Genomic DNA, 13,011 nt, shown 5'->3' with positions numbered 1-13,011 from the left:
GCTTAGGATAATCGTCAATTAATGCTCAAGCGAACGATATTTTTCGCGTAAGTGGTTTCGTACACCAATGGCAGTTAAGTTAAGTGCCACAATTACCGAGACCAAAAGGAATGAAGTAGCGTATACCAAAGGACGCGCTGCTTCTACGTTAGGGCTTTGGAAACCAACATCATAGATGTGGAAACCTAAGTGCATGAACTTACGTTCTAAATGCACAAATGGGAAATTCATATCAATAGGTAGCGTTGGTGCCAGCTTAACCACACCTACTAACATTAGTGGTGCCACCTCACCTGCTGCACGGGCAACGGCTAAGATAAGGCCTGTCATAATCGCAGGGCTCGCCATTGGGATAATAATCCGCCATAGCGTCTCAGCTTTTGTAGCACCGAGTGCCAAACTACCTTGACGCACTGAACTTGGAATGCGGCTTAACCCTTCTTCAGTCGATACAATAACAACTGGCAAAGTTAAAATGGCTAACGTTAATGCAGACCAAATCACACCTGGTGAACCAAAGGTTGGTGCCGGTAGCGCCTCAGGGTAGAACAGCTGATCGAGCGTGCCACCAAACATGTATACAAAGAAGCCTAAACCAAACACACCGTATACGATTGAAGGAACACCTGCCAAGTTAATAACCGCGATGCGGATCATCTTAGTAATCGGGCCTTTCTTAGCATATTCATGTAAGTAAATTGCGGCGATAACCCCAAACGGTGTCACAATAACAGCCATCAACATCACCATAAACACGGTACCGAAAATCGCCGGGAACACACCACCTTCAGTATTGGCTTCACGTGGATCGTCACTGACAAACTTGCCCACTCCCACAAACCAATGACCTATTTTACCGATAAAGCTTAAGCGGTTGGCGTAAGCAACATCTAAAATAGTATCAAGTTTGAGGGTGACTTCTTCGCCGCGCATATCACGAATAACAACAGCGTCTCGTCCCGCCTGGGTTTTCAAGGCAAAGAACTCTTTCTCTACCACTAAATACTCAGCGTTTAGCTTAGCTTTAGCCGCTTCGATTTCAGCTTTGCGAGATTCAGTTAGTGCGTTATCCAACTCATAACTGCGAGCTTTTAAGCGCAGGTTCTCAAGCTCGTAGTTAATAGAGCCAATAACACCTTTTTGCAGCGATAGTGCTTGCTCATTTAAATCGACAGCGCGGTCAATATGCGACTCAAAATCCGCTTCAATATCTTGTGAAGTTAAACGCTTACCGTCTTCGATAATTGCAATGGGATAACCGTAAAAATCACCATTTTTACTGCGCTCAATCACTGCGATATCAGCAGGCTTAGAACGCGAGATAATATCCGTTGCTAGAATCCAGCGAAAATCTAGGCCTACAAATTCACGGTTACCCGTTTTAACTAAGTAACGGGTAACATTGTCGCCCACTTCAGTATCAAACTTATGCCCGGCTGCAATTAAGCGCTCCGTTGGTACTTCTTCTTTATCGTAGATTTCACCAATTAAGGTATAACGCTCACCTTGTTGGTTTTTCATTTCCCACTGATAAATATCAGCTGGCCAAAAGTAACTTAGGCCGCGCCATGCAATTAGCAACAATAAACCCAGCACTGCAATTAAGCTGATACTGACGGCGCCGCTGGTCATCCAAATCCAAGGAGAACCCGATTTAAACCACTTACCCATTTGCTAAACCTCTTAAGGCATTTGCCGAAATTGTATTTAGTGAAATTTTATTCAACATCATTTTCTTATCATCCATAACAAAGGGGTTAAAGTGAGCTGTAACGTTCACGTAAACGCTGTCTCACCACTTCCGCAATCGTGTTGAAGAAGAAAGTAAAGATAAACAGTACAAAGGCCGCTAAGAACAGCACTCGGTAATGTGAACTGCCAATTGCCGACTCAGGCATTTCAACCGCAATATTGGCAGCTAGAGTACGCATGCCTTCAAACACACTCCACTCCATAATAGCGGTGTTACCTGTTGCCATAAGTACGATCATGGTTTCACCCACAGCGCGGCCTAGCCCCATCATCACTGCTGAGAAAATACCTGGACTTGCTGTCAGCAATACCACTCGAGTCAGTGTTTGCCAGGTTGTTGCACCAAGCGCCAAGCTACCATTTGATAAATGACGCGGTACTGAGAACACTGCATCTTCAGCAATAGAGAAAATAGTAGGAATAACTGCAAAGCCCATCGCAATACCAACTACCAGCGCGTTACGTTGGTCGAACGTAATACCTAGCTCATTAGTAATAAACATACGGGTGTTGCCATCAAATAACGCTAGCTCTAATGCAGGGCTAATCGCGAACGAGAACCAACCAACAAAAATAATGATCGGCAGTAAGATAAGCTCTTGATAAGTATCTGGTAGTCGCTGTTTCCAGCTTGCTGGCATTTTATGCCAAGCAAAGGCGGTTGTTAAAATTGAAATAGGTAGCAACACCAGTAGTGTTAAAATACCAGGGAGGTTGTCTTCAATTAACGGTGCTAACCAAAGACCCGCTAAGAAGCCCAAAATTACCGTCGGCAAGGCTTCCATAATTTCAATGGTCGGTTTGACGATTGCGCGCACTTTTGGCGACATAAAATACGCAGTATAAACTGCGCCAGCAATCGCTAACGGAGTCGCAAACAACATAGCGTAAAGTGCGGCTTTCATGGTACCGAAAGCCAGTGGCATCAAGCTTAACTTAGCCTCGAAATCATCTGAACCTGATGTTGATTGCCAAACATATTGAGGCTCTGGATAACCTTCGTACCAAACCTTTTGCCACATCGCACTCCACGACACTTCAGGGTGAGTGTTAGAAACACTGAATAGGTTAAGTTTGCCATCGGCCTCTACGACTAATGCATTTGAGCGTGGGCTAAAGCCTACTGTTCCTGGGTTTTTCAGACCAAGGTTTTCAGAGAAAAGCTGCTTTTCACTAGTGGTGTATAGCAAGCTTAACTCGCCATCTTCAGTAATTGTGACAAAACTCTTACGATAAAATTCTGACGCTACACTATGAATATCGCCTTTAACGTCAAAGTCTCTGATCTCTTGGTATTGACGACCTTGCTCACCGTTCACTTGGAAGTACTGTTGTACAACACCGTTATCGTAACTCACTAATAATGAACTGGCGCCAGCAAGCAAAGTAACGTTAGTGACTTTGGCTTTTGCACGGCCAAGTGAAAGCACTTGGCTTAACTCAACTGCTTCTGCGTCACGAATGTTATAAACAAACAGTTTATTGTCTGAGCTTAAAATCAACTGGCGTTGATCTGGCGTCATTAATTGCTGCTGCACGTTAACAGGAGAATCAGGAATGATGCTGTTATAAGCCATCCACTCCACTTCTTCCGTCATCATGTTCTCTTCACCTTCTTGGCGAGAAAGGTGCCAAACTTTGTCATCTGTTTGATAAACAAAGCTCATTTTATCGCTACTGTAATCAAATACTAAGTTGTTTAGCGCGCGCCCTTCTCTGTCGACCGTCAGTGCTTGATTGCCATTTAAAAAGCGCACTTTAGGCGTGATGAGTCGCTTGTCATCGGGATAAGTTACCCCAAACTCAACACCTGCGATAATTGCTTGGCCATTATCTAAACCCAGTGCAAAGCGTTGCTCACTCGGCACAGCTGCAGAGCTGCTAACCACTTGAGTGCCTGCAGGAGTGTTAATTTGCTCACTTCTTAGCAACTGAGATGTATGAGTGTCATAAAAGTCGACTTTACCTAGTTGCGAAACCCGGTACATGATTTCATTTTGCTCATCACTACCTACCATTAATGCTGGCTTAGCGTCATGAAACTCAGCACTTACAACTTCTGTAACATCAGCACTGTCGAAGATTGGCTTTACTACATACAGTAGATAAAAGAAGATCAATAGCAGCGCAACAAACACCATGGTTCCACCTACGGTGACACCAATTTGGGCTGCTTTATCCTTGATTGCTCTGCGCGTCGTCCCATTGTTTATCAATAGGTTTTTCGCTGCAGGTCCAGGCTGAGTTACCTGAGTTTCCATTAAGAACCTCGATTATTATAAAGCCAGTCAAAGTTTAACTGGGATTGTATTAACGACTATGCTAACACTAGAAGCGTGCTTTGATTTGCCACGACATTAGCTCAGCATATTTTAATGTGGTGCATTATATGACGCAAAAATGACACTAGTGTTACAACGGTGAACTAAAAGCCGACTTAATGAGCAAGAATTTCCGATGTAAATAGCTGGGCAATGAAGCGCTATCTTATAGATTTAGAAAGAATATATACCCTTTGACGTGATAAATAATGGAGTAATATCAAATGTTAAGATATCTAGTTACCTTGCAAGCTAGTGACAGAGAAGGCTTAGTAGAGCAGATTGCCCATAGCGTGAGCAGACACGGCGGCCACTGGTTAGATTCAGAATTACGTCATATTGATGGTATTTTCGCCGCCATTTTATTATTAGAAGTCCCCGCTGCTCAGTGGGATGAATTAATTGAAACATTAGAGTTACTGGACGGTGTAGCGCTGACTTACGCTAAAACCAGCAAACCACAAGCTAAAAATAAACATGTTAGTTATTCATTAGTCGCTAATGATCGACCCGGTCTTGTACATCAAATTTCTAATAAAATTAGTGCGCTCGGCATTAATATTGAGCACATGAGCACCCGCTATGAAAGTGCGAGCCACACTGGGATCCCATTATTTAGGGCTGACTTTAACGTTGGCATGAACACCCATGACGAAGACAAGTTAACTCAAGCACTTTATGACATTGGTGATGATGTGGTGCTCGATAATTTATCGGCATAATCTCGCCTATTTCGAGTAAGTCTAGCGACCTAGCTATAGACAGTTAGGCTTACCGATAACTTTTAATATTGCTAAGCTTTATAAAGCCAGCTTTAATCCGCCAAACACCAAATAATGGTGTTTTAGCGTCCATAAACAACCGTCCGGTTCCTGCCGCTATTTTTTGCAAGATACAGTGAACCATCCACTTTATGCAGCAAGCTCTCAATAGTATCCATCTGAGTTGGCACCAAAGATAATAAACCTATGCTGACAGTGTATTTTATCAACGTATTTTCTACTTTGATCGACGAATGACCTAAGGCTAGATGCAAACGTTGAGTAAATTGGTAGGCTTCATCCGCTGAAGTATTTGGTAAAAGTATCGCGAATTCTTCGCCCCCCAGCCTGCCAATTACATCCGATTGTCGGCAACAACTTTTCAAGACCTTAGTAAAATTCGTTAAAGCTAAATCACCGGCTGAATGGCCATAAGTATCGTTAATGGATTTAAATTTATCTAAATCTAGCGCAACAATGGATACGCTAATTTGTTCGCGAATAGCGTAATTAACCAACACTTTGGCATCATTAAAAAACGCGCGCCGATTCAATAGTCCTGTAAGTGGATCAAGAGACGCAAGCAGTCTCATCTCTTGTTCAAGCGCACTGACCTTCATCAAAACTCCCAGTAAATACCATGAGACAAAGGGAGCCACGGTTAACGGAGTCAAAATTGCTGCGGCTATGCCAATATTACTAATAGCGCTACGTTGCCAAACATAAAATACCATGGAGGTAATGAATAAGGACGTGGATACCGAGACGAAAGTGATGAGTAGGACGATACTTGGTCGTCCCAGTTTATGGATAGTTTGGATCATGAGTTCTATTTTACAATCGCCAAATAGGCTTTAAGCCCTGATAAGCGCTAAGTATCGATGAATTGCCTAAAACAAGTTTAGACATAAAGCGGTGGGACTGGATAATACACCCAGTTCTGTGATAGGGACAACAATATGCTTATCTTCAAGCATAAATCGGCAAATTTAAATAAGTTAAACATCACTAACATCTGATACCAATCAGTATAAGAATTTGATCAGCTCAGAACGATTTTTGGCAAACTAATTCAAGACGAATAGCTGCAATAATGGTTATTCCCTTATAAAGCTATTCAACGCAGAAGTAGGCAGCCAAAAACGTTCCAGAATGGCGAGTTTTAGCGATTCTGATGCTGTGTTAACGAGCTCGAACGTAGAACAACTATGCTCTTCACTCGTTGCCTTGCCTCAAAACCGCTAAACTCTCGCTGAGTGACTAAATGTTTATACTGATTGGTATAATCTTTAAACCGCTGTAAATTTCCTTAAAAAATAACCCAGTGACAAAAGCAACTAGGGCTATTTAGGATGAATCAGTGCTGCAAACTCATACACTTTTAACTGTAATAAATAAGCAATACTTTAAAACTTAGTTAGCAAGCTCCGCTGCAGTATCAGCAAAAATACCTTGGATGTCCTGTGCTTCTCTTTGGGTTTGGCCGCCATGTTTCAAGAACGCAGAGATAATTGTTTGTGTTTTTTGCTCTTTTGCACGCTCTAAAAAGTAACGTAACTCAAGCTCTGCACCGGCTTCTTCATCAATAATTGAGCTATTAATAATTTCTTTGTACATTACAATATCACGTACCTCTAAGCTTGCTATAACTGCTAATGTTTGCGCTAAAAAGTCTTCTAACTCAGCCTTAGCAACAAATTGCGTAATAATGTTTAAAGCTTCAGCTTGCTGCGCTGTAAAATCATGACCTAACAATAATGCTTGTAGCGCTTTACCTTTACCAAGTCGTCTTGCAAACTGCACCGCACCTTGGCCGCCTGTTGGGATATTTACATGCACTTCAGGCTGAGCAAATGCTGCGTTTTCTGTACCGTAAGCTAAGTCACATGCCATCACAAACTCATTACCGCCACCACGTGCAACCCCATCTACCACTGCAACCGATAGCTGCTTCATAGCTTTTATGTTCGCAATCATGTGGTTAAATTCGATAGATGCCGCTTGACCACCTTGAGTACCGTTTATTACGTTTAGGTCTAAATGCGCTAAAAAAAACTGCTCATGTAGCGACTTAAACACCACTATTTTTGTATCGCGGTTATCTTTTAGTGACAGTACAAAAGCATTGATTTCATTAATAAGGTCAATCGTTAGCACGTTTACTGGTGGGTTATTGATGCTTACGGTTGTGATGTGATTTTCAGTAGTAATTGATAACTTGTTCATGGTGTAGCCTCATTCAATTCATTTAATAATGTAAGTTCGCAGACAAAAGGAAATCTAAGTGTAGAAGAGTCTAATCCTTGATAACGCCTTAATATCTTCGGTATGGAGCTACTATAAATTTGTTATTGATGAACAAAAACCCTAAAATAAGCACGTCATTGATGCTAAATATGCACCAATAAGGTTTAGATAAGAGATTATGGATTTTTCAACACGTTTATTATTGTTATTGGAAGTAGTCGAACTCGGCTCTTTTACTAAAGTTGCCGAACAACGAAATCTTGATAGGTCTGTAATTTCTAAGCAGATTAGCCGTTTAGAAGATGAGCTAGGCGTACGTTTGCTTAACCGTACAACCCGCTCATTAGCGTTAACTGCTGCTGGTAATGAGATGCTCAATCAAGCTAAAAGTCTGCGAACCTTGCTAAACGATAGTTATTTGATTGCGCAAAACTTTCATTCGCAGCCTAAAGGATTGTTACGGATCAGCAGCACAAGCTTATTTGGCCGGCAATATGTGCAGCAAGCCGCAATGATATTTCAGCAGCAACACACTGAAGCTCAAGTGGAGCTGCGCCTTGAAGACAGACTCATCGATATGATTGGCGAGCGGTTCGATATTGGTTTTAGAGTCGGCAAGCCAAAAACCTCTAATTTGATTAGCCAAAAAATTGCCCGAAACCGCTTATTAATCGTGGCTTCACCCGCTTTTATTGCCAAACATGGAGCAATTACAACAATAGAGCAGCTAGAGAGTTTGCCTGCCGCCGTATACGCTGCGCCTGGTTTGTTACTTGATAAATTCGCTTATAAGGACAATAAGCAAACAAAACAATTTAAGCTAAACGCCGCCTACAAGGTGAATGATTTAGAAATGCTGACTCAAACCGCTCTCGCAGGAAATATGCTTGCGGTGGTGACAGCGCAGATGATTAGCGATGAAATTATCTCAGGGCAATTAACCCCAATAATGACCCATCTACACTTAGAGGATTTTGGTACAATTTACGCAGTATATCCACACCGAAATGCGCCAATTAAGACCCGACTATTTATTGAAACATTAAAATCGATAGTTGGTGATGAAATCCCTAATTGGGAACAGCGTATACCGGGTTTTGACAACATGTACGCAAATAACAAGCCCAATTGAAAAAAGCTAACTAACCTAAAAAGTAGCAAGTAATCGCTAACTCGCCGGCAGAGCCTCTATCGACTTTAATATTTCTCGGGTAATAGCTTGACGCTTATACAGATCTTGTAAGCGATTTGGCGTGTCTATATTTAAAGCGAAAAACACCGGGCCTGTTGGCCACTCAATCCAGCCAACCCACCAGCCGTACTTCCCTTGCCAACCGGTTTTAGCCCGTAATATCCAATCAGTTTTGGCCTCGGTGATCATGATATCTTTAACTAATAGCTGGGCATCCAACGTAAACGGTAGCTGATTGCGATATAAAGCCTTTAGAAACTCAATCTGTTCAAACGCTGAAATTGCCAAGTTACCATCAATCCAATAACTCGAATTTTCAGCCACTTGGCTATCCATTCTAGGGTCGGCGTTACCATAGTTAATTTGGGTTAAATATTGCCGCGCTTTTTGCTCGCCAAGTTGCTTAGCAAAAATATCGTATACCCAAACAGCAGAGTTTCGCATCGCTGAACGCAAGTTTTGATCTTGGTTGTGTGGTGCAAAACTTCGCTTAACACCGTCCCATTTAAATACCTGAAACTCGTCTTTAACTAATTGGGCGTCTAAGGCAAATAAGCTATGGGGAATTTTGAACGTTGAGGCTGGTGAAAAGCGCTGACTTGCTCGCTCGAGATTATATACCCACTCCTTTTGCTGATTACTGCCATATTTGCCGCGCTGATCAAGCACTACAATTGTGCCCACAGCGTCGTACTTTTCAAAGGCCTGTTGCCAGCCAACATGTTCAACAACATTAGCAAGTGCCAACGAGGCAGGCATAAACGAGCAAATCAATAATGCAATAAACCTAGTAGACAGAATTCGACCCACAAAACGCATTGTTAATAACTCCTTTCACTTAATCACTTGTGATTACAACCAAGCGAACAGCTCATATTGACCCGATAGCAGCTTAATACTCATGGCTATCGACATCACCACCACCAAAGGCTTAATAATCTTTGTGCCTTTAGTTAACACTAAACGAGAGCCTAGTGTGGCACCGATAGCCTGCCCGATAAGCATCACACCACCCAGCATCCAGAATACCTTGCCGCCAATCGCGAAGAATATCAGCGATGCAATATTAGTTGAGAAATTTAAAATTTTGGCGTGAGCGGTTGCTTTCGCCAGACCATACCCCGCCAAAGATACAAAGGCTAACGCAAAAAAGCTGCCAGTACCTGGGCCGAAAAAACCGTCATAAAAGCCCACAGCTAACGCCGCGGTAAATGCAAATACAGTCGGAGTCAGCACTTGATGCTTATCCTCTTCACTAATACTTTTAGAGAATAAAAAGTAGCCACCTATACCTAACATTAAAAATGGCAAGAACACCTCTAAAAATGCAGTATCAATCATCTGTACCGCAATAGTCCCCAATGCAGCACCTGTAAATGCACATGCGATACTTAGCTTCATATCAGCAAGTTTTACCATGCCTTTACGTACAAAATAAAAACTGGCGAAGAAACTACCACCACAAGCTTGAAGCTTATTAGTTGCTAGCGCTACCGTTGGCGGCAACCCGGCCCACATCAACGCAGGTATGGTTAACAAGCCACCGCCACCGGCAATAGCGTCGATAAAACCCGCTAACATAGCGACAAAAAATAGCAGTGCGATAATTTCGAAAGTAAGCTCAAAAGTCATGATGAATTAATAATTGATTATAATGGCGCTATTAAACGTGGTTTGCAGATAAAACTCAAAGGAGTTATTGTTCGGCTTACGTGAAATAAACTCACACTAAAATATATTTCAGGCATTAGCAAATGTACTCGCATCTACCACCATTAAATGCCCTTAGAGCATTTGAAGCGTCAGCAAGATTAATGAGTTTTACGCTAGCAAGTAAAGAGCTGTTTGTCACCCATGGTGCAATCAGCAAACAAGTTAAAATACTCGAAGATTTTGTTGGTTTACCGCTGTTTATTCGTCAACATAGAAGCCTTAAGCTTACCGATGAGGGCGAGCGCTACTTTATCCATGCCCAGGCGGCACTACAAACCATCAACAACGCTACAAGTGATTTAATTAGTCAGCCACTGCGCACACAAACCCTAGCGATTAACGTGTTACCTAGCTTAACGATTAGCTGGCTCATTCCCCGCATGGAAGAGTTTAAGTCACGCTACCCACATCTATATGTGGATCTATCAATTGGTGACTTTGAGGTAGACTTTAATAAGGTCAATTACGATATTGCCATTCGTAGCAGTACCACTGTGCCAAAGGCTGCAAACGTAATGACTTTGATGGATGAAGATCTTTGTTTAGTCTGCTCGCCCGCATTGGCAGAAAACCTGCTCCATATTACAGATATTAATCAGATGACTTTACTACAGCACACGACTAGACCTGGGTTATGGCAGCTATGGGCGGAAAATATTGGACTGGAACTCACTACTGATAAGAAATTTGGTGTTGAACATTTTTACATGTTAAGTCAGGCAGCAGTCAGTGGTATGGGAGTTGCTCTGATCCCACGCTTTTTTATTGAAGATGAACTGCAAACTGGCAAGCTAGTGATCCCCTTTGAAACCAATGCAGACGCGCAGTTTACCAGCCCTTATCGCTATTATTTGTTAACGCCTAAATCGAGCAACCTGCCCTTAAAAGTACAATCCTTTATTGACTGGTTACTCGAGCTATTTAGTCCATATCGCCACTAATTAATGCAGCTATTAAAACGTATTAATCAGTGCTTGGTTCAGCTAAATCAAACATCTCTAAATAATTCATTCCAGCATGAATGCTTAAGTCAAAATTAAGCACTTTATGGCAAACATCATAAAGTGCTTCACCAAACCATTCTCTATCAAACGCTTCTAACGCATTGATGATCCCTGCTTGGCACAAATCGCCCTTTAAGCTTTCTGGCGCCATGGCATCTATAAAACTAGCCACTAAGCCATATAAGTCACGCTCAGCTTCGCCTTCAACTTCCCACAGTGTAGGGTCAGCGTACTGACAAGCGTAATGGCTGGCTGCAATATCGAGACCTATACCGAAATTAACTAAAATTGCCTTATTTTCATTACAAATAATATTTTTCGGGCAAATAGCGCCATGATAAATATCCATTTGATGCATATATTGCAACCCAGTAAGCAACTGTTTGAACCACATTAGCGGCTGACCTAAGCGGATATTTTTCACTTCATCAATTGACTCACCATACTCCCATGCTCTGGCGATAAACAGCTTTTCGCTTTGCGGTAACTGCCCAAACGCCAGCACCTTTTCGATATTCGGGTGATAAACTTTAGCTAAGGTACGATATATACTGCTAAGCATCGGCCAATTTGCTTCAACTTTACTGTAAATTGACACACCGCACTGATACTGCCCCTGCAAATGAGTGGCTCGCCAAAATTGGCTAGTCTCTTTTGCTGCGATGAATTGCTCGAGCTTGAAGTGGTGATCAATAATAGCCCCGGCACTAACCTCGATTTTTTCAGGCACAGCGTCACAAACACCGTGATCGATTATTGCAGATAAGTCACTACGCAGCGCGTCTAAATCTGTTGTCGTACCCGCGACAGCCTCACGATACCATTGATATATACGCGGCTGATTCGTTTGCTCTGCGATCGCTAAAAAGCCCTCTGCGTACGACTTAATATCTTCACTGTTGCTAACGTTATCTTTGATATCGATAAATTCAACATCACCCAGATCAGAGACAAATATACAGTTACTGGTCCAGCCGCCAACGGTAAAACCACGGCGATGTATTTGCTGCAGACCGGTGACACTTCTGCGCAGAACTTCAAGAAGTTGATAGGTGGTCATCTGCTTGGAATCAAGCACATTAAGCGGCACGCCACGCGGCATACGAATAGGCAGAACTAGCTGCTCACCATCTTGAATAAGTGGTGCACAATAAGGAACGCCGCAACAGCCAGATAAAGATTGTAAACGCTGAAATTCACTTCTTAATTGTGCTTCATGAAATTCTGACTGTTCGCTGTCAGTAAATTGAGTAGGAATAAGCACTTTTAATAACCAAGGAGCGGTCCACTCGCCGGGGTTATATTCAGCTTGCCAAACTTCTAAGCCGCTTTGAATGAATAGGCATCTAAGCTTAGTGAAATCTTGAATTTGGTTATTACGCTTTTCAACTATTGCCACTTGGCCAATGGTTTCAAGCACCAACTCTTTTTGAGTGTCAGTAACTTGATGCTTTTTAGGCGCTGTGAGTCCCCACTCTGTAGTTAACGCCTCTACAATTTGCTTAGGAGTATAAATACTCAGTGAGCCTTGCTGCTTTTCAAGCTCGATCTCTTCACCTTTGCGGCCAGTAACAAACACCATGCCTTGACACCAAGGTGCATAAACCCCAACCGGAATTTTATGCTTGACGTTACCAGCAAGTACGCGAGCCACGTAATTTGCCTTTGCTAAACTATTATCTACCTCTCGACCATCGAGCGACCATGCATGAAGACCCGCATCTAAGCGGCCAATGTAGCCTTTTACATCAACAACATATACGCCCCACTCACCGATAACCAAGGCATCAACTTCCATCGCTTGGCCAGTTTTTGTTGGTATTTCAACATTGGTGAGTAAGATATAATCTTCTGGTAATTCATCGGCCAACAAGGAAAATGCCCAACGTTCAGCATCGTTAACCGGCGTCCCAAAACTAATCATTCTTGCCATTCTTTTCTCCTTCGGTGGCAATTAATACTTAAATTGGACTCTCCGTATTCTTAACTTTTGGGCACAAAAAAGCCACTAATATAAGTGG

10 protein-coding genes are annotated in these 13,011 nt (G+C 42.4%); 3 read left to right on the top strand and 7 right to left on the bottom strand.

The window, feature by feature from the left end:
• Nucleotides 1-18: 18 nt before the first annotated feature.
• Both pstA and L2740_RS11460 read right to left on the bottom strand, forming a co-directional pair.
• Nucleotides 19-1,671: a phosphate ABC transporter permease PstA gene (gene pstA / locus L2740_RS11465; protein WP_248950332.1), complete on the bottom strand. Its 1,653-nt coding sequence runs from the start codon at nt 1,669-1,671 to the stop codon at nt 19-21.
• Nucleotides 1,672-1,757: 86 nt separating this feature from the next.
• The gene (locus L2740_RS11460; protein ID WP_248950330.1) at nt 1,758-4,013 is read right to left on the bottom strand and encodes an ABC transporter permease subunit; all 2,256 of its coding nucleotides are present in this window, start codon (nt 4,011-4,013) and stop codon (nt 1,758-1,760) included.
• 284 nt (nt 4,014-4,297) lie between these two features.
• Here L2740_RS11460 and L2740_RS11455 point away from each other — a divergent pair, with 284 nt between their 5' ends.
• Nucleotides 4,298-4,795, top strand: coding sequence for a glycine cleavage system transcriptional repressor (locus L2740_RS11455; protein ID WP_248950329.1), 498 nt, complete (start codon nt 4,298-4,300; stop codon nt 4,793-4,795).
• Between the two features lie 122 nt (nt 4,796-4,917).
• Here the strand turns inward: L2740_RS11455 and L2740_RS11450 are convergent, their stop codons facing one another.
• Both L2740_RS11450 and L2740_RS11445 read right to left on the bottom strand, forming a co-directional pair.
• A complete protein-coding gene (locus tag L2740_RS11450) occupies nt 4,918-5,658 on the bottom strand; it encodes a GGDEF domain-containing protein (RefSeq protein ID WP_248950328.1) in 741 nt (246 codons plus the stop codon).
• 589 nt (nt 5,659-6,247) lie between these two features.
• Nucleotides 6,248-7,060, bottom strand: coding sequence for an enoyl-CoA hydratase/isomerase family protein (locus tag L2740_RS11445; RefSeq protein WP_248950327.1), 813 nt, complete (start codon nt 7,058-7,060; stop codon nt 6,248-6,250).
• Between the two features lie 199 nt (nt 7,061-7,259).
• Between L2740_RS11445 and L2740_RS11440 the strand changes: the two genes are divergently transcribed.
• The gene (locus L2740_RS11440) at nt 7,260-8,213 is read left to right on the top strand and encodes a LysR family transcriptional regulator (protein WP_248950326.1); all 954 of its coding nucleotides are present in this window, start codon (nt 7,260-7,262) and stop codon (nt 8,211-8,213) included.
• 36 nt (nt 8,214-8,249) lie between these two features.
• Here the strand turns inward: L2740_RS11440 and blaOXA are convergent, their stop codons facing one another.
• Both blaOXA and L2740_RS11430 read right to left on the bottom strand, forming a co-directional pair.
• The gene (gene blaOXA / locus L2740_RS11435) at nt 8,250-9,071 is read right to left on the bottom strand and encodes a class D beta-lactamase (RefSeq protein ID WP_420833529.1); all 822 of its coding nucleotides are present in this window, start codon (nt 9,069-9,071) and stop codon (nt 8,250-8,252) included.
• 54 nt (nt 9,072-9,125) lie between these two features.
• On the bottom strand, nt 9,126-9,905 hold the full coding sequence (locus tag L2740_RS11430) for a TSUP family transporter (RefSeq protein ID WP_248950325.1): 780 nt from the start codon (nt 9,903-9,905) through the stop codon (nt 9,126-9,128).
• A 122-nt stretch (nt 9,906-10,027) separates the two neighbouring features.
• On the opposite strand from L2740_RS11430, the gene L2740_RS11425 reads away from it, so the two are divergent.
• On the top strand, nt 10,028-10,927 hold the full coding sequence (locus tag L2740_RS11425) for a LysR substrate-binding domain-containing protein (RefSeq protein ID WP_248950324.1): 900 nt from the start codon (nt 10,028-10,030) through the stop codon (nt 10,925-10,927).
• 22 nt (nt 10,928-10,949) lie between these two features.
• Here L2740_RS11425 and L2740_RS11420 read toward each other — a convergent pair whose 3' ends face one another.
• Complete coding sequence (locus L2740_RS11420) at nt 10,950-12,923, bottom strand: NERD domain-containing protein kinase family protein (protein WP_248950322.1); 1,974 nt, start codon at nt 12,921-12,923, stop codon at nt 10,950-10,952.
• Between the last annotated feature and the right edge of the window lie 88 nt (nt 12,924-13,011).

The sequence above is a fragment of the Shewanella pneumatophori genome, from assembly GCF_023283895.1.
In the GTDB taxonomy this organism is placed as follows: Bacteria; Pseudomonadota; Gammaproteobacteria; order Enterobacterales; family Shewanellaceae; genus Shewanella; species Shewanella pneumatophori.
Note: the sequence above shows the minus strand (reverse complement) of the source record. Positions and strands in the feature narration are given on the sequence as shown.